The sequence below is a fragment of the Haloactinopolyspora sp. genome, from assembly GCF_027324685.1.
In the GTDB taxonomy this organism is placed as follows: Bacteria; Actinomycetota; Actinomycetes; order Jiangellales; family Jiangellaceae; genus Haloactinopolyspora.
Genome location: NZ_DAHVSH010000092.1, coordinates 23,901 through 47,666, shown reverse-complemented (window position 1 = coordinate 47,666; position 23,766 = coordinate 23,901). Strand labels below are relative to the sequence as shown.

At 67.9% G+C, this 23,766-nt stretch carries 24 protein-coding genes; 8 read left to right on the top strand and 16 right to left on the bottom strand.

The genetic code is table 11. The features are described from left to right. Window positions 1-18 precede the first annotated feature (18 nt). The 7 genes from M6444_RS10265 (at window position 19) to M6444_RS10235 (ending at window position 6,199) form a co-directional block, all read left to right on the top strand. Window positions 19-804 carry a glucose 1-dehydrogenase gene (locus M6444_RS10265; RefSeq protein WP_298326480.1) on the top strand — a complete coding sequence of 262 codons (786 nt, stop codon included), beginning with the start codon at window positions 19-21 and terminating at the stop codon, window positions 802-804. Continuing rightward, on the top strand, window positions 801-1,949 hold the full coding sequence (locus M6444_RS10260) for an aminotransferase class V-fold PLP-dependent enzyme (RefSeq protein ID WP_298326478.1): 1,149 nt from the start codon (window positions 801-803) through the stop codon (window positions 1,947-1,949). Before M6444_RS10265 ends, M6444_RS10260 begins: the two co-directional genes overlap by 4 nt. Then, on the top strand, window positions 1,946-2,710 hold the full coding sequence (locus M6444_RS10255; RefSeq protein ID WP_298326474.1) for an IclR family transcriptional regulator: 765 nt from the start codon (window positions 1,946-1,948) through the stop codon (window positions 2,708-2,710). The genes M6444_RS10260 and M6444_RS10255 overlap by 4 nt, the downstream gene beginning before the upstream one ends. Then, window positions 2,703-3,716 (top strand): aminoglycoside phosphotransferase family protein, encoded by a 1,014-nt coding sequence (locus M6444_RS10250; RefSeq protein WP_298326471.1) that lies wholly within the window; start codon window positions 2,703-2,705, stop codon window positions 3,714-3,716. Before M6444_RS10255 ends, M6444_RS10250 begins: the two co-directional genes overlap by 8 nt. Further along, window positions 3,713-4,993 (top strand): phosphopyruvate hydratase, encoded by a 1,281-nt coding sequence (gene eno / locus M6444_RS10245; RefSeq protein ID WP_298326468.1) that lies wholly within the window; start codon window positions 3,713-3,715, stop codon window positions 4,991-4,993. The genes M6444_RS10250 and eno overlap by 4 nt, the downstream gene beginning before the upstream one ends. Window positions 4,994-5,050: 57 nt before the next feature. Further along, window positions 5,051-5,896, top strand: coding sequence for a fumarylacetoacetate hydrolase family protein (locus M6444_RS10240; RefSeq protein WP_363326315.1), 846 nt, complete (start codon window positions 5,051-5,053; stop codon window positions 5,894-5,896). A gap of 87 nt (window positions 5,897-5,983) precedes the next feature. Continuing rightward, window positions 5,984-6,199 carry an exodeoxyribonuclease VII small subunit gene (locus tag M6444_RS10235; protein WP_298326463.1) on the top strand — a complete coding sequence of 72 codons (216 nt, stop codon included), beginning with the start codon at window positions 5,984-5,986 and terminating at the stop codon, window positions 6,197-6,199. Here the strand turns inward: M6444_RS10235 and M6444_RS10230 are convergent. From M6444_RS10230 to M6444_RS10180, 11 genes are all read right to left on the bottom strand, one after another. After that, the gene (locus M6444_RS10230) at window positions 6,188-6,718 is read right to left on the bottom strand and encodes a DUF4245 domain-containing protein (protein WP_298326460.1); all 531 of its coding nucleotides are present in this window, start codon (window positions 6,716-6,718) and stop codon (window positions 6,188-6,190) included. The genes M6444_RS10235 and M6444_RS10230 overlap by 12 nt on opposite strands. A 46-nt stretch (window positions 6,719-6,764) precedes the next feature. Beyond that, window positions 6,765-7,841: an ATP-binding cassette domain-containing protein gene (locus tag M6444_RS10225; RefSeq protein ID WP_298326457.1), complete on the bottom strand. Its 1,077-nt coding sequence runs from the start codon at window positions 7,839-7,841 to the stop codon at window positions 6,765-6,767. After that, window positions 7,838-8,644 (bottom strand): ABC transporter permease, encoded by an 807-nt coding sequence (locus tag M6444_RS10220; RefSeq protein WP_298326454.1) that lies wholly within the window; start codon window positions 8,642-8,644, stop codon window positions 7,838-7,840. Before M6444_RS10220 ends, M6444_RS10225 begins: the two co-directional genes overlap by 4 nt. Next, entirely contained in the window at window positions 8,641-9,375 is a 735-nt protein-coding gene (modA, locus tag M6444_RS10215; RefSeq protein ID WP_298326451.1) for a molybdate ABC transporter substrate-binding protein, read from the bottom strand. Before modA ends, M6444_RS10220 begins: the two co-directional genes overlap by 4 nt. A gap of 14 nt (window positions 9,376-9,389) precedes the next feature. Further along, a complete protein-coding gene (locus tag M6444_RS10210) occupies window positions 9,390-9,794 on the bottom strand; it encodes a TOBE domain-containing protein (RefSeq protein WP_298326449.1) in 405 nt (134 codons plus the stop codon). A 49-nt stretch (window positions 9,795-9,843) separates the two neighbouring features. Beyond that, window positions 9,844-10,596 carry a DUF1707 domain-containing protein gene (locus M6444_RS10205; RefSeq protein ID WP_298326446.1) on the bottom strand — a complete coding sequence of 251 codons (753 nt, stop codon included), beginning with the start codon at window positions 10,594-10,596 and terminating at the stop codon, window positions 9,844-9,846. Next, on the bottom strand, window positions 10,593-11,222 hold the full coding sequence (locus M6444_RS10200; RefSeq protein WP_298326443.1) for a DUF1707 domain-containing protein: 630 nt from the start codon (window positions 11,220-11,222) through the stop codon (window positions 10,593-10,595). The genes M6444_RS10205 and M6444_RS10200 overlap by 4 nt, the downstream gene beginning before the upstream one ends. A gap of 90 nt (window positions 11,223-11,312) precedes the next feature. Continuing rightward, on the bottom strand, window positions 11,313-12,563 hold the full coding sequence (gene ugpC, locus M6444_RS10195; RefSeq protein WP_298326440.1) for a sn-glycerol-3-phosphate ABC transporter ATP-binding protein UgpC: 1,251 nt from the start codon (window positions 12,561-12,563) through the stop codon (window positions 11,313-11,315). A 31-nt stretch (window positions 12,564-12,594) separates the two neighbouring features. Continuing rightward, window positions 12,595-13,443, bottom strand: coding sequence for a carbohydrate ABC transporter permease (locus M6444_RS10190; RefSeq protein WP_298326438.1), 849 nt, complete (start codon window positions 13,441-13,443; stop codon window positions 12,595-12,597). Next, complete coding sequence (locus M6444_RS10185; RefSeq protein WP_298326437.1) at window positions 13,443-14,399, bottom strand: sugar ABC transporter permease; 957 nt, start codon at window positions 14,397-14,399, stop codon at window positions 13,443-13,445. Before M6444_RS10185 ends, M6444_RS10190 begins: the two co-directional genes overlap by 1 nt. Then, entirely contained in the window at window positions 14,396-15,685 is a 1,290-nt protein-coding gene (locus M6444_RS10180) for an extracellular solute-binding protein (RefSeq protein WP_298326435.1), read from the bottom strand. The genes M6444_RS10185 and M6444_RS10180 overlap by 4 nt, the downstream gene beginning before the upstream one ends. Window positions 15,686-15,815: 130 nt before the next feature. On the opposite strand from M6444_RS10180, the gene M6444_RS10175 reads away from it, so the two are divergent. Then, window positions 15,816-16,493: a hypothetical protein gene (locus M6444_RS10175; RefSeq protein ID WP_298326432.1), complete on the top strand. Its 678-nt coding sequence runs from the start codon at window positions 15,816-15,818 to the stop codon at window positions 16,491-16,493. A gap of 233 nt (window positions 16,494-16,726) precedes the next feature. Here M6444_RS10175 and M6444_RS10170 read toward each other — a convergent pair whose 3' ends face one another. The 5 genes from M6444_RS10170 to M6444_RS10150 form a co-directional block, all read right to left on the bottom strand. Next, a complete protein-coding gene (locus tag M6444_RS10170; RefSeq protein WP_298326430.1) occupies window positions 16,727-17,521 on the bottom strand; it encodes a ferritin-like domain-containing protein in 795 nt (264 codons plus the stop codon). A 179-nt stretch (window positions 17,522-17,700) separates the two neighbouring features. Beyond that, window positions 17,701-18,633 (bottom strand): lysophospholipid acyltransferase family protein, encoded by a 933-nt coding sequence (locus tag M6444_RS10165; RefSeq protein WP_298326429.1) that lies wholly within the window; start codon window positions 18,631-18,633, stop codon window positions 17,701-17,703. 8 nt (window positions 18,634-18,641) lie between these two features. Continuing rightward, window positions 18,642-20,219 carry a lactate racemase domain-containing protein gene (locus tag M6444_RS10160; protein WP_298326424.1) on the bottom strand — a complete coding sequence of 526 codons (1,578 nt, stop codon included), beginning with the start codon at window positions 20,217-20,219 and terminating at the stop codon, window positions 18,642-18,644. Between the two features lie 13 nt (window positions 20,220-20,232). After that, window positions 20,233-21,447: a zinc-binding dehydrogenase gene (locus tag M6444_RS10155; protein ID WP_298326422.1), complete on the bottom strand. Its 1,215-nt coding sequence runs from the start codon at window positions 21,445-21,447 to the stop codon at window positions 20,233-20,235. After that, entirely contained in the window at window positions 21,444-23,753 is a 2,310-nt protein-coding gene (locus M6444_RS10150) for an HAD-IB family hydrolase (protein WP_298326420.1), read from the bottom strand. Before M6444_RS10150 ends, M6444_RS10155 begins: the two co-directional genes overlap by 4 nt. Between the last annotated feature and the right edge of the window lie 13 nt (window positions 23,754-23,766).

Below are 23,766 nucleotides of genomic sequence, written 5' to 3'. Positions count from 1 at the left end.
CGATTGGGCAGGTGATGTATGCGCTTCGACGCAGCAGTAGTGGTGATCACAGGCGGCGCGTCCGGCATCGGGCGGCGTACAGCCGAACGCCTCGCCGCTGAGGGTGCCCGGGTCGCCATCTTCGATGCCGACGAGGAAGCCGCGCACTCTGTGGCGGCCGGCATCGTCGAGGCAGGTCACCACGCCATCGCCGAAGTCGTCGATGTCCGCGACGCCGAGCAGGTGCGGTCCGGCGTCGAGCGAACAGCGGCCAGATGGGGCGCCATCACCACTTTGATCAACAACGCCGCGATCGCCGTCGCCGACGGGCTGGCCGACATCAGTGAGCAGGACTGGAACCGGGAGATCGATATCGCCCTCGGTGGCGCATACCGCTGCACCAAGGCGGTCCTGCCGGCGATGATCGAACACGGCGGCGGGGTGATCGTGAACGTCGGCTCGGTCAATGGCATCGCCATGTACGGCCAGGAGCCCTACAGTGCGGCGAAGGCCGGCATCGACAGCTTGACCCGTAGCATCGCCGTGCGTTACGGACCTGCCGGGATCCGGGCGAACACCGTCGTGCCCGGAACCATCGCCACTCCGGCCTGGACCAGCCGAGTCCAAGCGAACCCGGACATCTTCGATGAACTGGCGCGGTGGTATCCGCTCGGCCGGGTGGGCAGCGCCGACGACGTCGCCAGTGCGATCTGCTTTCTCGCCTCGGACGAGGCTTCGTGGATCACCGGGACGTCGCTGGTCGTCGACGGCGGGCTGACAGCCGGTGGGTTCGGCATGATGCAGACCGCGGTCGGTGACCGATGACCGCGACGTACACGGACCTCGGCGTGCGCCGGGTGATCAATGCCAATGCGACGTTGACGGCGCTAGGCGGGTCGTTGATGCCCCAGCCAGTGCTGGAAGCCATGCGGGCGGCATCAACGTCGTTCGTCGACATGTTCGAGTTGCAGCGCGCTGTCTCCGCACGGCTGGCCCAACTCACCCGGAACGAAGCAGCACTGGTGACATGCGGGGCTTCAGCAGGGTTGCTGGTCGCTGCGCTGGGCGCCATGACGGGGCGTGACCATCTCCTTCTCGGCCGGCTCCTGGAGCACGGCGCCCGAGCGCTGCCGCGTCATCGAATCGTCATGCATCGGGCGCACCGCATTCCCTACGACAATGTGTTCACCCTCGCCGGAATGCAGATCGTGGAGATCGGCAACGCCATTCAGACCCACCGATGGGAGTTGGAAGCCGCGTTGGATGACTCCATTGCCGCGGTCGTCCACGTGGCGGGAGCACACCTCGCCAATGCCGCGCTCACGCTGGACGAGGTCGTCCAGGTCGCACACGGGCGCGCAGTGCCAGTCATCGTCGACGCGGCGGCACAGCTGCCACCGCGGGAGAACTTGTGGCGGTTCACCGAGCAAGGCGCCGACCTCGTCGTGTTCAGCGGCGGCAAAGAACTGCGCGGGCCACAAGCCTCGGGGCTGGTGCTGGGCAGCCAGGAGGCAGTGTCGTGGTGCGAGCTGCATGCTGCGCCGCATCAACGGTTCGGCCGCCCGGCCAAGGTCGGTAAAGAGGAGATGATGGGGCTGCTGGCCGCCGTCGAACTGTGGCTGGAGCAGGATCACGAGGCCGTCGCCGCGCGCATCGAGCAGACCACGATGGCCTGGGTCAAGGCATTCTCCGAACTGCCGGGGGCGGTCCCGACGTACGAGCCGTGTGGAGAGGCAGGGCGCCCACTGCCGCGGATGCGGTTGGCCTGGCCCGCGCAGCTGGGTTTCACCAGTACCCAGATGATCGAAGCGTTGGCGGCGGACGAGCCCGTGGTCGAGGTGGCCGCAGCCGGCACACACGCCATCTGGATCAGCGCCGAACTTCTCACCCCCGAGGAGGAACAGATCGTGGCAGAGCGCGTTTACGCAGCGTACGCCGCGCTGGCCCGGCGTTTCGGAAGGAACTCATGACCCAATCGGTCCAACGCGCACTACGCGTCATGGAAGTGCTCGTCGCCAAGGCGCCACGCGCCGTTCTCGGTGACATCGCCAAGGCCGCCGGGCTCACGCCATCGACCACGTACCGCATCGTGCAGACACTCGTCCAGGAGGGCTACGCCACCGCCGAGGAAGGCGGCTACTACCAGCCGGGATCTCGGATCCTGTCGCTGGCCGGGCAGATGGTCACCGCGATGGACTACTCGACCTATGCCCGTGCGGCGATGCTCGAGCTGCAGGAACACACGCCGGAGACGATCCACTTCGGCGTACTCTCCGGCGATCAGGCGCACTACGTCGACAAACTCGAGGGACGCCGCCCCTACCGACTGGCCTCGGTGGTGGGCATGAGCTTGAAGTTGCACTGCACGGCGATCGGCAAGGCGATCTTGGCGCATCTGCCGCCCGGGCGCATTGCCGAACTCACAGCGCCCGACCGGCTCGTTGCACATACTCGCAAGACCATCACCGACCCCGAGCGGATGGCGACAGAGTTGGAACGCATTCGTGCGCAAGGGTTCTGTATCGACGACGAAGAGGATCGAGACGGTGTCCGCTGTATCGGCGCTCCGGTGTTCGATCATCATGGCCAGGTCTTCGGGGGGCTCAGCGTATCCGCACCGACCATGCAGTTCACGTTGCAGGATGCGATCTCACTGGCGCCTGTGCTGATCGCCGCAGCAGAGTCGACGTCGGCTGCGCTGGGGGCACCCCGGAACCGGGGAAATGACTGACGTGGATCGCGGGGACGTCCTTGCCCTGCTGAGTCGGCACGGGCTCTGCGATGCCGGCAAGGTGCGCCTCACGCCGTTGACCGGCGGTGTGTCCAGTGACGTCGTCCTGGCCGACGACGGCGTTCGCCGCCTGGTCGTCAAGCGCGCTCTACCCGAACTCACAGTCGGTGACGGGTGGTACGCCGACGTCAGTCGCGCGTTGACCGAGGCACGCTTCGCTCAGGTTCTCAACGAGCTGGCGCCTGGCGCATGTCCACGGGTTCTGGCCATCGACGAGACGAGCCGGAGCTTCGTCATGGAATGCGCGCCGCAGGGTTCGCGGACCTGGAAAGACCCCTTGCTCGACCAGGTCGTCGACGTCGATGTCGCCCGCCGGGTCGGTGGGCTGTTCGGGAAGCTGCATGCCCGGTCTGCCACCCGGCCCGACCTGGCGGACGAGTTCGCCGACACCTCCCATTTCACGGCGCTGCGGATCGACCCCTACCTGCGTGTCATACAGCAACGGCATCCCGATCTGGCATCGTCCGTGCAGACGACTGTCGACCTGCTCGGTCAGCCGGGACGATGCTTGGTCCACGGTGACGCCAGCCCGAAGAACGTGTTGAATGCCCCGGACGGAAGCGTCCTCGTGATCGATCACGAGGTCGCACACTGGGGTAACCCCGCTTTCGACATCGCCTTCCTGATCAACCATCTGTGTCTGAAGGCCTTCGCCCGTCCGGCAGTGGCGTCGGAGTACGTCATGGCCGCACGAGAGGTGCTGTCCGCGTATGCCGCACACAGTGGCACGGTCGGCGCCGCCGACGACGAGATCTGCACCATCCTGCCGGCCTTGATGCTCGCGCGAGTCGATGGCAAGTCACCGGTCGAGTATTTCGACGACAACCTGCGTGCCGCGGTACGTCACCTGGCCCGGCACCTCCTGCGCACGTCCCCGGACCTGGACGCCTGCTTCGTGGCGGTGATCGAGCAGGCAAGGCAACCATCGGTGAGAGGTCACACGTGAATCAAGCGATCGACGCTTCGGTCGTCACCTCGGTCCGCGCCTGGGAGGCACTCGATTCCCGCGGGCGACCGACTGTCGCCTGTGCAGTGGAACTGGCCGACGGCCGCTGCGGCCGGGTCGTCGTTCCTTCCGGCGCGTCCACCGGCACCTACGAGGCGGTGGAGTTGCGCGACGGAGGACCTCGCTACGGCGGGTACGGCGTGCGCAAGGCCGTGGCGAACGTCAATGCCGTGCTGGGGCCGGCGGTGATCGGCCGGGATGCAGCCGATCAGCGGGACGTCGACACGTACCTGCGCGACCTGGACGGGACCGACACCTTGTCGCGGCTGGGAGCCAACGCAGTGCTCGCCGTGTCGTTGGCGGTCTGGAGCGCGGCCTCGGACGGAACCATTTCAGAATCGACCCAGCCGGTGGGGCTGCCGCTACCGATGTTCAACATCATTTCCGGCGGTGCCCACGCCCGGGGCGGAATCGACGTCCAAGATCTGCTCGTCATTCCGATCGGTGCCCAGTCAGTTGCCGACGCCGTGGAATGGGGCTGGCGGGTGCGCCGAGCCACCGAAGAGGTCGCGAGCGCCCGCGGGCTCACCGCAGGACTGGTCGCGGACGAAGGCGGCCTCGGGCCGGTCCTCAGGAAGAACCGCGATGCACTGAACCTGCTCGTCGACGGCATTCAGGCCAGTGGGTTGGCGCCGGGAGTCGACGTGGCCATGGCGATCGACGTCGCAGCCACCCAACTGGCCGACGACGACGGGTATTGGTTGCGCTGCGAGGACCGTCGTCTAGACCCTCAGGAGTGGCTGGCGGTGCTGCTCGAATGGATCGACGCATATCCGATCTGCTCGGTGGAAGATCCGTTCAGCGACGACGACTGGGAATCGTGGGCGGAACTGACCAAGGCGGTCGGCGACCGGATCCAGATCATCGGCGATGACCTGTTCGTCACCCACCATGCCCGTCTGGAACGCGGTATCGCCGAGCAGGCCGCGAATTCCGTGCTGGTCAAGCCGAACCAGGTGGGAACGGTCACCGACGCAGCCACCGTGGTCGAGACCGCGCACGCGCATGGCGTGCGCACCGTGGTGTCGGCCCGCTCCGGCGACACCGAAGACGTCTGGCTCACCGACTTGGCGGTGAGGTGGCAAGCAGGACAGCTCAAAGTGGGGTCGCTGACGCGTTCAGAACGCACCGCCAAGTGGAATCGGCTGCTCGAGCTCGAAGCCGATCCGGACATCGACACGGCGCTGCGCAGGTGGGAGACCATACAGCGCAGGTGACGCGCGTCGCGGCTACGTCAGCAGGCCCGCTGCGACCAACTGAAGAAGGGAACATCTGTGGAACTACTACGGCTGGGACCGGCAGGCCAGGAACGTCCTGCTGTGCGCCAGGACGAGACCACCTACGACCTTTCGCCACTGGTCGGCGACATCGACGGTGCCTTCCTGGCCGCTGACGGTATAGAGCGCACACGTGCCGCCTTGGCCGCCGGGCAGTTGCCCGAGGTGCGCGATGCGGCGAGCCTCCGGATCGGACCCCCGGTCGCTCGACCACAGGCCGTGCTGTGCATCGGGCAGAACTATGCGGCCCACGCCGCCGAGTCGGGCTCCACGCCACCGGCCGAACCGATCCTGTTCCTCAAACATCCCGGCGCGGTCGTCGGACCGAATGACGACGTCCTGATCCCTCGGGGCGCGCAGAAGGTCGACTGGGAGGTGGAGCTGGCCGTCGTCATCGGCCGCGAGGCGAGCCATCTCGAATCGCCAGCCGACGCAGCGGACCACATCGCGGCCTACACCGTGAGCAACGACGTCTCGGAACGTGACTACCAGCTTTCCGATCCGGGCAAGCAATGGACCAGAGGCAAATCGTGTCCCACGTTCAACCCGCTCGGCCCGTCTCTCGTGCCGGCCGATGAGGTGGATGACGTTCAAGCTCTTCGCCTGTGGTCGACGGTCAACGGCGAGCCTCGCCAGGACTCGATGACGGCAGACATGATCTTTTCGGTGTCATACCTGGTCTGGTACCTGTCCCAGTACGTCTCGCTACAACCCGGCGATGTGATCAATACCGGTACGCCCGAGGGCGTGGCGCTGTCCGGACGTTTCCCATACCTGCGCAGCGGAGATGTGCTCGACCTGGGAATCGAACAGCTGGGCACGCAGCGACAGAACATCACGTAGTGGCCGACCTGCCGCGTTCCGGTGCCAGCGGCAGCTCGCTGGCTTGGCCAGGCACGCTCAGGCGAGGCGAAGCGTTAGGGTGCAGCCATGAGTGACGCCGAGCCGACGTACGAGCAGGCCCGCGACGAGCTGGTGCAGATCGTGGCCAAACTGGAGGCAGGCGGCACGACGCTCGAGGAGTCCCTGGCGTTGTGGCAGCGTGGCGAGGAACTGGCCACTCTGTGCGAGCGCTACCTCGAGGGGGCGCGCGAACGCCTCGATGCAGCCAGCCGGCAAGAGCCGGGCGAGACGTCAGCGCAGTGACGCGACGAAGTCCTCGAGCGAGGCGTAAGACATCGTGCCGATGACGATGGTCACCGCGCCCTCGTCGACCCGGCTCAGGGCGTGATCGGGCGCGTCGTCCTGCTCGACCCAGCGCTGCCAGGTCTGCCCGGCGACGTTCGACTCCCCGTCGGGGGTGAACTCGCCCAGCCGTTCGTCCTGGAAAGATTCGATCTCGCCGTCGGACTGGTGCAGCCCGACGTACTGCTCCTCGGCGGTCAGGAAGCCCAGCCGCCAGCGGTCTCCGCCCTGACCCTGATCGAACTCGACGCTGGTGGCGCGCCACCCGTCGGGCAACGGCTCCGGAGCAAGAACCGGGTAGTCGTACTCCGCGCGCGCGGCATCCAGCGCGGCGGCGTAGTCGACGGGCTCGGGAAGGTGCGGCTCGGCGTCGTTCACCAGATTGAACAGGAGGGCGCCCACCGCCAGGACGCCGGCCAGAACGACGACACTGCGGATGATGTCGCCCAGCGCGTAATTTCCTCGACTCGACCGTGCCACGCCGCCCATCGTCCCAGGTGGGCGGTTCGCCGGTGGCACCGGCCCGCTATGCCGGGTAGACACTGATCTCGCTGGCCTTCACCGACGCCCACACCTGCGCGCCCGGCGCGAGATCCAGGTCGGCCACCGCCAGCGGCGTGACGTCGGCCAGCACGGAGACCGCGCCGGTCGCCGTCACGCGGACCAGGTCGCCGTGTGCCTCCACGTCGTGCACGGTGACCGGCCAGACGTTACGCGCCGATCCGTCGGGACGTGTCGGACTCAGCGTCACCGCGGCCGGCGCGAAGGCGATGTGGACCGGGCCGTGCGCGTCGTGGGCCAGGGTCACCGACGCGGTGCCGTCCGCCGCGCCGTCGCCGGAGCGGCTCACCTCGGCCACCCGGCCGGTTGCGGTGGCACGCAGGAGATTCAGCCCCACGAGCCGAGCGACGTACTCCGTGCGCGGCCGTCCGGCGACCTCGGCCGGGGTGCCCTCTTGGACGACCCGGCCGCGTTCGATCACCACCATGCGATCGCCGAGCACCATCGCCTCCAGCGGGTCGTGGGTGACCACGACCGCGCACCCGTCGTAGCCGGCGAGGTGCCGGCGTAGCTGCGCACGCACCGCCGGACGGGTGCCGGCGTCGAGCGCCGCCAGCGGCTCGTCCAGCAGGAGCAGCCGGGGCTCGACGATCAGTGCCCGGGCCAGCGCCACCCGTTGCGCCTGCCCACCGGACAACGACGCGGGGCGGCGACGCTCATAGCCGAGTAGGTCCATCCGGCGCAGCCACTCACGTGCCCGCGCTCGCGCCTCGGCGCGAGCGACTCCCCTGGCCCGAAGGCCGAAGGCCACGTTCTCGAGGACGTTCAGGCGGGGAAACAGCAGATAGTCCTGGACGACGATGCCCACTCGGCGGTCCTGCGAACGCACATGTACATCGCCTGCGACATCGTCGAGCACGATGTCGTCGAGCACGACTCGCCCGGCCTGAGGACGCAGCAAACCTGCGAGCACGTCAAGAACGGTCGACTTGCCCGCCCCGTTCGGTCCGATCAGGGCAACCACCTGCCCGGCGGGCACCTCGAGGGAGACCTGCGCGTCCAGATCACCGCGCGTGAGCTCGATCTCGGCATGCAGGCTCATGCGGTGCCCACCCAGTGCCGGCGCAAACCCACCAGGATGCCCACCGAGACCACGATCATGAGCAGGCTCAACACGATCGCCGTGTCGGTGTCACCGGAGCCGATCGCCACGTAGGCCTCCAGCGGAAGCGTGCGCGTGGTACCGGGGAAACTGCCGGCGAAGGTCACCGTCGCGCCGAACTCGCCCAGCGCGCGGGCCCAGCACAGCACCGCGCCGGCCAAGACGCCCGGTGCCACCGAGGGAAGAGTCACCCGGCGAAACGTCGTCCACGCCGACGCCCCCAGAGTGGCTGCCACGTCGTCGTAGCGGCGATCCGACGTGCGCAACGCGCCTTCGACGGCGACCACCAGGAACGGCATCGCCACGAAGGCCTGGGCCATCACCACACCGGCGGTGGTGAACGGCAGACTCACGCCGAACGTCTCGTCCAGCCAGCCGCCGACGACACCGCGTCGGCCGAACGCCATGAGCAGCGCGATCCCCCCGATGACCGGCGGCAGCACCAACGGGACGGTCACCACCCCGCGCAACAACGACCGGCCGGGCCACGCCGTGCGTGCGAGCACCCACGCGATGGGTACCCCACACACCAGGCACACCACCGTGGCCACCGTGGCTGTCACCAGCGACAGCCGCACGGCGGTGAGCACGTCGGCCGACGACAGAATCGCTGGTAGACGTCCCCACGGCGCCCGTACCAGCAACCCGGCCATGGGCAGGACGAGGAGCGCGAGACCGAGCAGGGACGGCACCAGCAGCACCACCGGAACCCGTCCGTCGCGGGGCCGCCGCACTCGTCTCACGGGACGAGAAACCCAGCCTCGCCGAGCACGTCCCGGCCGAGTTCACCCACGACAGCATCCACCACCATCTGTGCTCCTTCAGGGTTGCGCGCCTCGGCCAGCACACCGATCGGGTAATCGTTGACCACACTGTCCGACTCCGCGACCTCGACCATCTCCACCGCATCGTCGGCTGCTACCGCGTCGGTCCGGTAGATCAGCCCAGCGTCGGCCTCACCCAAGGTCAGCAACGCGACGGTTTCCTTGACGTCGGTGGTCAGGGTGTCCGCCGCGGCGTCGACGCCGGCGGCGTCGAGCAACGCCGCTGTTGCGGCACCGCAGGGAACGTGTGGCTCGCACAGCGCGATCCGCAACTCGCCGCGGGCGAGATCGACCAGACCGGTGACCTCGCCGGGGTTGCCCGCCGGGACGGCCAGGGCCAGCTGGTTGCGCGCGAACACCTGCGGCTCGGCAGCCAGCATCCCGGCCGCGGTGGCGTTGTCCATGGTCACGGTGTTGGCCGTGGCGAGCACGTCGGCCGGAGCACCGGCGATCACCTGCTCGACCAGGCCGGAGCTGGGACCGAAGGAGAACGTGACGTCGAGATCCGGGTAGTCCTCGGCCAATCGCTCGCCGAGCGCCTCGAACGGCTCGGTGAGCGAAGCCGCGGCCAGCACCGTCACCTCGCCGCCCCGCTCCGGCTCGTCGTCGGCACAGCCGGTCACGATGATCGCGGCTGCCAGGACGGACACCAACCGCACACCCCTCATCGGTGATCACCGGGCAGGTCGATGACGACGTTCGTGGCCTTCACCGACGCGATGGCCGCCACACCCACGGCCAAGCCCAACTCGTCGACGGCCTCCGCGCTGAGCAGGGAGACCACCCGATGTGGACCGGCTTGGATCTCCACTTGCGCCATCACGGTGTCTTTGCGGACAGCGACGACGACGCCCGGAAAGTGGTTGCGCGCGGACTCCCGCGGCACCGGCAGTGCCGACTCACTCGGCACGATCTCTCGGGCGACCCGGGCGAGCTCCACACCGTCGACGACCATCCGGCCGGCGTCGTCCTGGCTCAGCTCCACCTTCCCGGTGTCGGCCCAGCGGCGCAGCGAGTCGTCGCTGATACCGAGGATGCGAGCTGCCTCGGATACCCGAAAATGCGGCATGAAATCGAGATTACACCCGCAGATGCGGGAGATTCGCGGTGATTCGACGTCAGTGGTCGAACATCGAGCCCAGCGACTGCCGCGGCGGGCGGACCGTGATCTCGCCCAGCAGAACGAAGCCACGCACCCGATACACCGGCGCGCCCGGCGTCGGTTCGGAGCGAAGCTTCATCTTGCGGTCACCGAGGATGTTCGCGCCTTGCTCCATCCGTACGTCGATGCCTTCAGGCACGATCAACGTCACGTTGCCCAGGACCACACCGGCATAGATGTCGACTTCACCCGAGCGCACGATCGCCTCGGAGAAGTCGAGGACCACCTCGCCGAGCACGGTCGTGACGTCGATGCGCGCCGGAACCTCCCAGCGGCCCTTGCGCTTCTCGGTACTCAGCACCGCGGTGATGCGCTCGCTCGGCCGCGCCGGCGCCGCCGATGCCTGGGTCTGCGCCGGGTACGCCGAGCCCGCCTGCTGTGCGGCCGCTCCATCAGAGGCGCTGGGTTGCCACTGCGTGGTGCTCGACCCGCCGGGAATCGGGTAGGGCCCCTGCGGCAGGTCGCGGGTGATGGGTTGCAGATCGCCGTAGGTGCGGGCCTTGAACGTGGCGTCGAGACGCTCCTCTAGCTCGGTCAAGGTGAGTCGTCCGTCGGTCGCCGCCTGGCGCAGCGCCTCGGCCACCCGCTCCCGGTCGACGTCGGAACAGCGCAGGTCAGCGCCGCTGCGAACGTCGGGCAGTTCCACCCCGGGATGAGGGCTGGGCGAGACGTCCGGCGCCGGCTTCGGATGGTCGGGCACCTCGCTCATTTCTCTCCGATCGACTTACGCTGCACATTGACGCCACCGAATACCGCCTTGCCGGACACCCGCAGCACCGGCGCTTGGCTGGGCGGTTGCCGCGTACTGGCATTGTCGGCGAAACCGCCGAACACGCCGTCGCCGTCGACGTCCACCCGGATGTCGTCAGGCACGATGATGTTGACCCCGCCGAACACGGCCTTCGCCCGGATGTGGACCTCGCGCGTCTCAAGCTGCGCCTCGCGAAGATCGAGTTCGACACCACCGAACACGGCCTTGACCCGGTAGTCGGACGGCACCACCCACTGACCACGCCGAAGCAAGCCGGAGAACACGGCCTTGCCTTCGCGACGGGCCGGCCGCCCTCCCACCCGGCCGCTGGGCACCGGATCCGCCGACGGCGCAGCCGCAGGCGGGTGCACCGGGGCCGGCGCGTCGGGCAATGCGTCCGGCAGGTCACGCACGACCGGCTCGAGCTCGCCATAGGTCTTGGCGGCGTACAACGCGTCGATACGTTCGTGGAGTTCGGCCAGGCTCAGCCGACCGTCCGACGCGGCCTGGCGCAGCACGTCGGCGATGCGGTCACGATCGGCGTCGGACGCCCGCATCGCACGTTGGTCTCGAGTCTCCTCCACAACTGACGACCTTAGCAACGACTCACCCATCCCGGGGGAGGAGAAAACCCTGACATCTCCCCCGTGCGGACTGCGTGAGCACCTGCCCGGTCAGCCCTGCGCGCTGCCGTCCGCGGACTCGTCCACGGCCGCTGCGGACGCATCACCGGCCGGTGCTTTCGCCGCCCCGTTGCCGGAGCTCTGGGCGACGGTCAGGTTGGTGCCCGACGCGGGATCGAACACGTGCACCTTGCGAAGGTCGAGCCAGAGCTGGGCGGTGGAGCCCTCGGGGATACGGCTCGTGGCGTCGAGCGAGACCACCAACTGGGTGCGCATCGCTTCGCTGTCCAGCTCACGCTCCAAGTCGGCGAGCTGGGCGCTGATGTCGTCCGGGGCCTCGTAGGGGACGTAGGCGTACTGTTCGTTGCCCAGCCATTCGATGACGTCGACGTGGGCCTCGAACTCCACCCCGTGGTCGCGGATGGTCTCCGAAACCACGGCCGCGTCTTCGAACGCCTCCGGACGCGCGCCGAGCAGGACGATCTCGTGTCCGGACAGGTCCGGCCGCTTGCCCTCCGGCAACCGCCATTGCCCGAACGGGGTGTGCAGTTCGTCGCGTTCGACGGTGGCCGGGATGAAGTTCATCGGCGGCGAGCCGATGAAGCCCGCGACGAACAGGTTCACCGGGCGTTCGTAGAGCTCGCGCGGCGAGGCGACCTGCTGCAGGACACCCTTACGCAGCACCGCCACCCGATCGCCCAGCGTCATCGCTTCGACTTGGTCATGCGTGACGTACACCGTGGTGATGCCCAGTCGTTTCTGCAGCCGCGAGATCTCGGTGCGCATCTGCCCACGCAGCTTCGCGTCGAGGTTGGACAACGGCTCGTCGAACAGGAACGCCTGCGCCTCGCGCACGATCGCGCGCCCCATCGCCACCCGCTGGCGCTGACCACCGGAGAGGTTGGCCGGCTTCCGGTCCAGATGCTCGGTCAGCTCCAGCAGCTCCGCGGCGTGGCGGACCCGCTCGTCGACCTCCGAGTCCGGCGCCTTGGCCAGGCGCAACGGGAAGGCGATGTTCTCGTAGACCGTCAGGTGCGGGTAGAGCGCGTAGTTCTGGAACACCATCGACAGGTTGCGATCACGCGGGGCCTTCTCGTTCACCCGCTCGCCACCGATCAGCAACTCGCCGCTGGTGATGTCCTCCAGCCCGACGATCATCCGCAGCAGGGTCGACTTGCCGCATCCCGACGGGCCGACCAGGATGACGAACTCGCCGTCGGCGATGTCGAGGTTGACGTCTTTGACCGCCCGGTAGCCGTCACCGTACTGCTTGTTGATGTTCTTCAGCGTGATAGCCGCCATGAGGTTGCTCCTCAGCAGTGTCGCGACGACGTCAGCCTTTGACGGCGCCTTGGGTGAGACCGGAGACGATCCGGCGTTGGAACAGCAGAACCAGCACCACGACCGGGATCGTCACGATGACGGCCGCGGCGGCGATCGACCCGGCCGGGTCCTCGAACTGCGAGGCTCCGGTGAAGAACGCCAACGCCGCCGGCACCGGACGTGCTCTCTCGGTGGAGGTCAGCGAGATGCCGTAGACGAAGTCGTTCCACGCGATGAAGAACGAGATGATCGCCGTGGTGAACACACCCGGCGCCGCGAGCGGCACGATGACCTTGCGGAAGGCTTGCCACGTGGTGGCGCCGTCGACCTGGGCCGCCTGTTCGAGCTCCCACGGGATCTGGCGGAAGAACGCCGACAACGTCCAGATCGAGATCGGCAGCGTCAACGACAGGTATGGGATGATCAATCCGGGCCAGGTGTCGTACAGGCCGATGTTGCGCCAGAGGTTGAACAACGGCGTCACGATCGAGATGACCGGGAAGATCGCCACGGCCAACGCCGTCGTCAGGATCACGCGCTTGCCCGGGAAATCCAGCCGGGCGATCGCGTACGCCGCGAAAGTCGCCAGGACGACGGAGATGAACGTGGCGATCAGCGAGATCCCGATGGAGTTGCGCAGCGCGGACAAGAACAGCTCTTGAGCGTCACCGGCGAGGATGTTGTCGTAGTTCTCCCAGACCCAGCTCGTCGGCCAGAACCGCTTGCTGCCCAGGTCGCTGGGGGTCTTGAAGGACAGCGCGACGATCCACACGACCGGGAACAGCGCGTAGACGATCACCACGACACCGGCGATCCACCACAGGACCTTCTCGCGGGTCGGCAGATCCCTCTCGTCCATCACCGCTCACCCCTCGCGCTGGCCAGGTCGACCTTGAACAACTTGATGAACGTGAAGCTGATGAGGACCACGCACAGGAACAGCAGCACCGACACCGCAGAGCCCAGCCCGATCTCCAGCCGGCTGATCGTCTGCCGGTAGGCCAGGAACGACACGACCTCGGTGTTGTTCGAGCCCTGGGTCATGATGAACACGTTGTCGAAGATCCGGAACGCATCCAGCGTGCGGAACAGCAGCGCGACCATGATCGCAGCCTTCATGTTCGGGATCGTGACCTTGTACATGCGCTGCCACCACGTCGCGCCGTCGACCTTCGCTGCCTCCTGCAGGTCCTCGGGTACCTGGGCCAGGCCGGCGAGCAGGAGCAGCGAGATGAACGGCGTCGTCTTCCAGATCTCCGACGCGATGATCACCGTGACCGACGTGGAGAACTCGCCGAACCAGTTGGTGTCGGCACCGATGCCGGGCAGCCAGTCGAACCACGAGTTCACGAAACCGGTGCTGATGTCGAACGCGTAGAACCACGCGAACGCCGAGACGACGGTGATGATGGCGTACGGCACCAAGATCGCGGTACGCAGCACCGGGCGCAACGTTCGCAGCGCCCGGTGCATCACCAGGGCCAGCGCGAAGCCCAGCACTGCTTCGACGGCCACGGTGATGGCGGTGATCAGGACCGTCACCCCAACGGCCTGCCACCACACGCTGTCGGTCAAGACCACCCAGTAGTTGCCGAGCCAGTTGAACTCGCGGGCGTCGGGGTCGGTGAGCCGGAACTGGAACAACGAGTCGTAGAACGCCTGGACGATCGGGTAGGCGGTCACCAGGAGCATGACGACGAAGGCCGGGCCGGCCAGCCACCATCCCAGGCGCCGCTCCGCTCTGGCGCGATCGCTGAGCGCGGCCGCCACGGCTTCCTGCTCAGCGGCGCTGTCCGGCACACGTGTCGTGGTCATAGCAGCCTCTCCCCCTTCAGCACCTCGGTGATCAAGGTGGTGGCCGCCTCGGGTGTGGAGTCCGGTTGCACCGAGCTCGGCGGATGCCACGTGTTCTGCAGCCCGGTGGAGACCTCGTTGTAGTACGGCGTCTGTGGCCGCGGGCCGGCCTGCTCGAGTGACTCACGGATCAGATCGGCCATCGGGAACGCTTTTTGCACCTCGGGGTCGTCGTAGGCCTCGGTGTTGGAGGCCGGGTTGCCGTTGGTGACCATGTAGAAGGCTTGGTTCTCGACGCTGACGATGCATTGCGCGGCGTCCAAGGCCTCGTCGACGTGATCGCCGAACGCACCGATGCCGAGGTTGATGCCGCCGTAGGGCGGACGCGCCTCCTCGCCTTCGGCCACCGAGGGATACATCGCCCAGCCGATGTCGTCGACCAACCCCGAGTCGAGGTTGCCGGCCTCGACACCAGCCAGGGTGGCCGCCCACACGAACGGCCAGTTGACCATGAACGAACCCTGGTCGCCTTGGAACAGCAGCATCGACGCGTTCTCGTCCTCGTTGGCGAACCCGGGACCGCCGAGGCCCTCGCGGCCGATGGTTCCGATGATCTCCGCAGCCTGCTGTCCGGCCTCGGATTCGAGACCGAGCTGCACGTCGGCGACATCGGCCTCCGGGTTGGTGATGATCTCGCCACCGGCTGAGGCGACCAGGGCATTGATCCACACGGTCAGGGCTTCGGCCCGGATTCCCTGCACGCCCAGGTACTTGTCCTGCTGTGCGGCGGCGTCGATGATCTGTTGCCAGGTGACCGGTTCGTTCTCCGGGTCCAGCCCGGCCGCCTCGGCCACGGACTTGCGATACCACAGCAGCTGGGTGTTGGCCCAGAACGGGACCGTGACCAGCTCGTCCTTCCAGGTGGCGCCGTCGATCGCGCCTTGCACGACGTTCTCGGTCACGGCGTCGGCGACGTCGTCGGGGATCTCGGCGAGGAAGCCCGCCTCGGCGAACTCGGGGATGAACGGCGGGTCCAGGCTGATGAGGTCGATCGACGAGTCGTTCGCCGCGAGCCGTCGCGCCAGTTGCTCGCGCTGTGCGGATGCCTCGCGCGGCAGCAACGAGGTCTCGATGCGATAGGCGCCGTCCGCGCTGTCGGTACAGCGCGCGGCCAGCTCCGCCTGCCCGCCGTCGTCGGGGTTGATGTACCACGTCAGCGTCGGCGGGCCGTCGTCTCCGCCCCCGCACGCTGCCAGGCCGAGCACCATCAGGCTCGCCACGGCCAACGTTGCGCTTCGTCTGCCCACGCACAGCCTCCCAGGAGCCGTCCTGAAGCGCCCCAAGTGACCGCTACGACATCGGAGCGCTCGATGTGACGCAGATTACGCGCATCTGCACGGGCGCACCAGAAGATCGGCCTCGTTTAGGCTTCGGGTTGTGCACGATGTAGCGGAGACCCTCGTTCGGGTCGATGGCGTCGGGGGTGAGCTCGTCGTGCGCCGTCGGCGCTCGGACCACGATGTCGTCTACGAACTCATCATCAACGGCGCGTTCGCGATGGACACCGCTGAGACGTCCACGGAGCAACTGCTGGCCGCGGCGCTGCTGCAGCACCACCGCTCACCCCGGCGAGTTCTGGTGGCCGGGCTGGGTTTCGGATTCACCGTGCGTGAGCTGTTGGCGGACTCGCGGGTCGAGCACGTCGACGTCGTCGAGCTGGAGCCGGAATTGGTCCGGCTGGTCCGGGCCGGGATCGTGCCGGACGCCCAGGAGGTCGTGGCCGATCCGCGGGTCCAGGTGGTGACCGACGACGTGCTGGCGATGCTGCCCACCGTGCAGCCCGGCACGTACGACGGCATCCTGTTCGACGTCGACAACGGGCCGGACTTCCTCATCCACGCGGCGAACGCGCAGGTCTACGAGGCTGACGCGACCTCCGCGGCGGCGCGGGCGCTGCGACCCGGCGGGGTCGTGGCGGTGTGGTCGTCGACGCCGTCGCCGGCGCTGTCGTCGACCTTGTCCGCGACCGTCGGCCCGGTCGACCACATCATGCGCACAGTTCGTCGCGAGGGCCGCGACGTCGATTACCACATTTACGTCGCCGTTCGGAAATGATCATGTTCACTTGGTGACTGCCTGCCCCACCACCCATACACGCCTGGTGATGCGACAGATCACCTCGTGGTGTCAACTGCCGCACTCGGATCAGCTGACCGCTCCCGTCGTCCCGGCCGCCGTGACCGATCTCTCGGCGAAGGCTCACACCACGAGGCGTTGTGGCGCATCACCAGGCGTGTATGGGTGGTGTGGCAGGGATTTGCCTAGTGAACATGATCATTTGACGAAAGTCAGGCGGGGATGCCGCGCGCGTCGAGCGCATCCTCGACGATGCGCAGGCCGGCCAGGCCCGGCATCTTCGAGATGTGACCGTCGATGGCGCGCGCAGCCTTGCGCCCGTCCGGGCCGCTCATCAAGTGGTTCAGCACATGGCGGACCTCGGACTCGGCCATCACTCCGGTGCCGACCGGACCCCAGGACCTGCGCAGCGCGAAACGGGCCAGCTTCTGTGCCTTGGTACTGCGCGCCAGTCGCTCGCGAGCCTGGGTGGCGTAGAAGGCGACGTGTTTGGCTTCCTGCCTGGCGATGCGCTTGAGCAGTTCCGCCAGGACCGGGTGCTCGTTGATCTCAGCCAGCCGGTTGTAGGCGGTGATGGCCGACCATTCGTTGGCCGCGCCCCAGATCATGTGGACGGCGACGAAGTCGATACCGACCAGGTTGGCCAGCATCGACTGCTTGATGGGGTCGAACTTGTCGCGCCAGCCCATCTTCAGGCGCACCGACTTGAGGTGGTCGAAGTCGATGGTGACGTCGTGGCGGGCCAGGACGTCGGCCAGCGCCTCGCCGTGCCAGAACTCCTCCACGTTCCACATGGTCATGAACGCGGTGATTTCAGGATCCTGGTGCGACGGCGTCACCAGCATGTCGCGCAGATAACACACGGTGTGATACTCGACGTCACACATGTAGCGCAGCGTGCGCAGCGTGTCAGGCGGCAGCGGGTTGTCGTGAAAGTCATCGAGCGGGAGATCCTGCCATTTGACCCCCTCGGACGTGCGTGTGTACTCACGGATGTCGAAGGCCATGAAGCGCGAGACGAGCAGGTCCGGACGGACGGCTCACCTCGTCCCCCTTTCCTACAGCCTAAAAAGAAGGATCATTCGCTATGCGATCAGTATGCCTTCTGGGCAGGTTTCACAGCAAGGTGATACAAGGCACATTCGTCCTGAGCACAGGTGTTCCACCACGTTGAGGAACAGCGGAATCACCACGTCCAGACGCGCCGCCTGGATCGATCGGCCAGCGGCCTCGTCGACTCCCAGGTGCGACGCCACCGGCTGGCTTTCGGCACGTCGCCACGACGGCTCGGCACCTCGAGCGTGCCGTCGATCTCTGCCCGCATCGCGCCGTACCACCCCTGGTCCTCTTCAGCGGCCAGCCGAGCCACGGCCCGCATCATCCGGTCGCGCAGCTCACGGAATCCCTCGCCCTCGGCCGGGTACAGCGGCCGGCCGTACCGGACGGCCACCCGCGGCCGGCCCGGCACCGGCCAGTTGCGCCCCCGCGGCATCGCCATGTAGGCACCGCGCAGCGCAACCGGCACCACCGGCACCTGGTTGGCCACGCACAGCTGCGCCACCCCGGCCTTGAACACCCCCATCGTGCCGTCCTCGGAGCGGGTGCCCTCCGGGAACAGCAACAGGCTCCACTTCTGCTCCAGCAGTTCGACGGCCTGACTGCGCTGGCGCCCGGCGCCATGCCGCTCGACGGGGAAGGTGTTGAAGAACAGGGCCGAGGTCACCGCGCGCCACCGGGCGTCGAAGAAGTAGTCCGCCGCGGCACCCACGGCCAACCGGTCGGCGAACCGTTTCGGCAGCGATCCGACGATCAACGGCGCATCGAGGTGGCTGGAGTGATTCGCCACGAACACGACCGGACCGCGCAGGTTCTCGAGGTAGTCGCTGCCTTCGACCACCGGCTGCGTCTGGCTCCACGTCACCGGGCGCAGCAGCCCGCCGCGCAGCATCGCCCGCGCGGCCACGGCCGGGCGGCTGCGCGCCCACTGATTGCTGAGATCACGCGGCTTGCCGTCCAGAATCCACGGGTCGGCCGACCGGGGCACGGTCGAGCGCCCACGCCAGTCCCGGCCGTGCCGCAACAGTCGCAACTCGTCGCGCAGGCTCGTCCGCTCAGTCATCGTCTCACCTACCGAACGTCCGCCACGACCAGCGGCGGTGCGTGCTGGTACGTGATCGACGGGCTGCGCCCCACGGTGTGCGAGGCGATCTCGAGCGCGTCGGCCAGCGTCGAAGCCGCCTTGAACCCCATTCGGGCGGTCGTACGACGGTTGCCGCCGACGAAGATGACCTCACCGAGGTGCTCCAGCGCGTGCGCACCCCAGTACCACATGTAGAACGGGTGCACGCCGTGGTAGGCGTAGCTCTTGCGGTACAGCTGGATGTACCAGGGGTCGGTCGCGAACTGCTCTTCGTACTTCGTCTCCAGCACGACCGGGTCGGTGCTCTGGGTGAGCACCTCGTCGAAGAAGTCGATGTAGCTCGGGTGGTGCACCGGGTGGAACTCGTGTTCCACCGGGTGATAGAAGATCGCCGCGCCGCCCTTCCGGACGATCGGGCGGTTCTTGTACAGGTTGAAGAAGTACCCGAGGCCCAGCGACATCACCAGGATCGGGTTCATGATCGAGTTCACGTTGTACGGGCAGATGTAGGGCAGCCCGAAGATGGCGACGTCCGCCTGCCCCTGCACTTCGGTGACCTGTTGGCGATGGACGTTGTCCAGCGTGACCGGGTGCACCTCGCTCGGCAGGCCCGCGTTGACACCGGTGACGGCGTACGGCGCGACGTTCTTCTGCCACACCTTGCGACGCGCGCGAGCCGGCATCAGCTCGTTGCCACGCTTGACCGCCAGGTAGCTGGCCTGGTCGGCGACGTTCCACTCCCACTCGCGCTTGTTCAGGAAGCTCGTGGCCGTGGGGAACGTGTCGTTGTTCAGCGAGGTCTCGATGGTGAAGACCTTGACGTGCCCGCCGATCAGGTCGGCCATCCGCTCGTAGGAATGGTGCATCGCCGAGTTGGGCGGGTCGTTGAACGAGCGCGAATGCCGCAGGGTGTGCACGTTGTGGTGGTGACGCAGGCTGCGGTAACTGGCCAGGCCCACCGACACCGACTTCGGACCGCCGCTCATCGGCGTCGTGGTGATGTTGACGTAGACGATCAGGTCGCTTTCCATCGCCCGGCGGTTCAGCTCGACGACCTCACCGTGCTTGGTCTTGCCGATCTCGACGAGATTGGCGCGGTCTTCGGCGTCGTGGTTGCGCAGATGCTCGGGGAAGAACGAGCGGAACACCCGTTCGCCCACCACGCGTTTGATCTCTGCCGGTGTCATCCGCCGGTGCAACGCGTTGGCGACGATCAGCTCGACGTCGTCGACGCCCTTGGCCGCGGCCAGTTCGAGGACGTGCTCGATGACTCGTTGCCGGATGTCCGGGGTCTGCATCTGCGGCAGCGGCAACGAGAGGTCGTCGAACACGATGGTCAGGCGCATGTTCGGGTAGAGCAGCTCCGGCAGCGGCTCGATGCCCAGCGGATTCAGCAGCGCATGCTGGATCTCGGCGTCGACGTTGCGTACGCCTTTCAACGAGTCCGGCGGATAGATGACCCGGCTACCCAGCGGCAGCCGCTCGAGGCGGAACCCCTCCCCCTGGTGCACCAGCAGTGGCGGCGTGCGCTCGTCGACGGTGAGGACGAAGCCTGGCCTGCTCATGGATGTCTCCTCCTCAGTCCTTGCCCGGAGCGAACGCGATCTTGACGCTGCCGAGCTTGCCGGCGTCGACGGCATGTGCCATGGCTTCGCGCCACCGGCGCAGTGGGTAGGGCGGCTCGACCCACCCGTCGATCGGCGCCGCGCCGGCGAGCTCGATGGCTTCGGCGAAGTCCGACCGCTGCCCGTTGCCGCCGCCGGAGTCCGACGCATAGGCACCGACCAGGTGTAGTTCACGCAGCCACAACGGCGCGAGATCGACACTGCCCGAAGGCATCCCGGACACCACGACCGTACCGCCGGCACGGGCGAGGCGCAGGGCCGAGTCGAGTCCGCTCGCCCCTCCGGTGCATTCGAACACCACGTCGACCCCGCCGAGCAGGAACTCACGGCCCCATTCCGGCTTGTGCATCCGTGCGGTCGTCGAGCGCCGCAGGGCGCGCACGGCGTGCGACGGCTCGTGTACCGCGGTGGCGCCCAGGGCGAGTGCACGTTCCTGCTGGTGACGGTGTTTGGCGATGACGTGAATCGGCGCGGTGGGCGCCACTTCGCGCAACGCCAGCAAGGTCATGAGCCCGACGGTGCCGGCGCCGACCACGACGACCGTCGCACCCGGGTCGATGTCGACCCGCCGAGCAGCATGCACGGCGCAGGCCAGCGGCTCGACGAGCACGGCCCGTTCGTCGTCCAGCGAGTCAGGGACGACGTGCAACTGGCTGCGGTGCGCCACGAACTGCCGGCTCCACGCGCCGCCGGTCTCCGAGCAGCTTCCGGTCTGCACGCCCGGGGCCAGCCGGCCGGTCGTCACGTGATCGCAGCGGCTCTCGCGACCGTCGGCGCACCACCGGCACGACTCGATGTCGCGCGGCTCGCACGAGAGCACTGGATCGAGCACCACCCGCGAACCCGCGGGCAGGTCGGGCAGATCGTCCAGGGTTTCGCCCACGACCTCGTGTCCCGGGACGAACGGCATCGACGACACCGAAGAGAAATACGGCGACGAGCGTCCGGTCAGCAACCCGATGTCGGATCCGCAGATGCCGGACAGCCGGGGCGCGACGCGCGTCCAGCCTTCACCAGGAACGACAGGCGCGGCGAGATTGATCAGCCGCAACGGCGACATGTTGCCCGCGACCATCGCCGACAGCCGACTGCCGGCCTTGGTGGACGTGACCGTCCGGGAGGCGAGGTAGCGAGCCGACGAGTGCCGGTACTCCAGCGACAGGATCACCGGTTCACCTCCGAGCTTCCGGTGACGGCCAGCGCCTCGAGCCGGCTGCGGGTGTGCTGGCCCCAGTTCTGCACGCGCCAGTGCTTGCGCTTGGCGTGCCGGTACAGGGCGGGATCCGGGTTGACCGCGTTCGGCTTGCCGGCCAGTTCGAGCCAGGCCCGGTCGGAGTAGCTGTCGCCGTAGGCGTAGGACTGGGCGAGATCGACGCCGGTGGACTCGGCGTAGCGGCGCAGCCAGGCCGCGCGGGCTTCGTCCACCAGCGGCGGGCTGTCGAGGTAGCCGGTCCAGACGCCGTCGCGGCTGTGCATCCGGCCGGCCACGACCTCGTCGAACAACGGCGCGATCGGCTCCACCAGCACGTCGATGGTGCCGGTGATGAGCACGGTGCGGTGCCCGGCCGCGCGGTGCTGCCGGATGCGCCGGATCGCCTCGGGCATCGCCCGCTGCAGCAACGCCTCGCCCAGGGTCTCGTCGATGAGCTTTCGCAACTGCTCTTCGTCGACGCCCTCGTAGCGCCGCATGAACGTGCGGATGAAGTCGCCACGGTCGCGGCGTTCGGCCAGCAGGTACCGGGGCAACGAGCGCAGCAGGTCGGTCAGCTCCCGCGGCCACTGCGAACGCGGTATGGCGGCGAGACGGACCCAGATGTACTGCTCGACGGTGTTGGACGCGACGACCGTGCCCTCGAGATCGAACACGGCGGCGACATCAGTGCGTTGCGGCAGTGCGGCGTCGCCACCGGACTTGGCCCGGGGACGCGACGAGAACGCCCGCATGGAGGCCGTGACCCCGGGGAAGTGCACCTCTTGCAGGTAGTGCTCCCAATCGATCTCGGCTGCGTCGAAGCCGTGCACCAGCCGCCGCTGCGGCGGCAGCGACTCGTGCAGCGCCCGGGTGCGGCTGTCGTCGTAGATGACCTCGGCTTGCGTGTAGGACTGGTAGAGGTCGGCGTACGTGCGCAGGACCTCGAGATCCTGCTGGCGCCGGTGCAGCGAGCGCATCCACGTGCGGGTGCGGTCCGAGGCCGGCACCCGCATGAGTGTGCGCTGGGCCAACTCGACGGCGCGTTCGCCGGTCTTCAGCATCCGCTCGACCTGTGTGCTGCCGGGGAACTGCCAGGACGGCACCTGAATGTGGCCACGTTCGCTGTCCGGCATCGGGTGCCGGCTGAAGTACGCGTGCACGTTTTCGTACATGCCGCGGAACGGCAGCGGGTTACGGGCACCGGAGCTGACGTGGTAATACCCAGGCTCGCGCGGCTCCGGTGGTGCGGCGGCCACCGCCAGGATGGCGTTGACGACCAGGTCGACGGGGATCAGGTCGAGCACGCTGTCGGGCAGGCCGGGAAACTCCGGCAGGATGCCGCGGCCGTAGGCGATGATCAGCGGGTCGGCCATCTTGAACCCGTCGATCCAGCCCGGGTACGGGTAGCGCAGCGAGCTCTCGACGATGGCCGGGCGGACGATGGACAGCCGGTGCCCGGTCTGGGCCCACATCTGTTCAGCGGCACGTTCGCCCAGCGCTTTGGTGAGCGTGTACACGTCGGGCCAGCCGAGGCTTTGCGCGCGGGTGCGGCCGTAGTCGACCAGGCGCTTGTTCACCCACTCGATGCGGGCCGGTTCGGCGGACTCCACGACGGCCTGCGGGCCGGCCTTACGATGCTCGCTGCGCGCCTCGGCCATCACCTTGCGCAGCACCTCGGGGCGCCGCGAGGCGGTCTCGACCTGGGCGCGCGCGGCTGCCGCGGCCGCGGCCTCGGCTCGCCAGTCGACATCGTGCGTCAAGCTGGCTTCGGTCACCACGCCCTTGCGCACGCCGGCGACGTAGGCCGTGGACACGTGCACCACGTGCGGGTCGGCGCCACTGGCCGCGAGCGTCTCGTACAACTGCACGACCCCGGCGACGTTGGTGTCGAAGGCTTCGTCGATGGGCGGGTCGAACGACACGGTGGACGCGCCGTGGATCACGACGTCGAGATCGGCGGGCAGCTCGGCCACGGTGCCGAGGTCGCCCTCGATGACGGTGACCCGCTGCGCGGCGACGCGCTCGACCTCGTCGGAGCCGACGGCCTCGCGCCACTTCCGGAACACCGGTTTGCGCAGCAGCTTGGTCAGCCGCTCGGCGCCGGTCATGCTGCCGCGCGGACGGATCAGCACCGAAACGTGCGTGTCCGGGTAGGTGGACAGCAGCTTCTCGAGCGTGGCCTGGCCGAGGAACCCGGTCGCGCCAGTCAGCAGGACATGCCGGCCGGCGAGATGCTCGCCGGGCCCCGCCGCGGGACCGTCGTCGACGATGTCAGCAGCCATCCGGTCCCCCAGC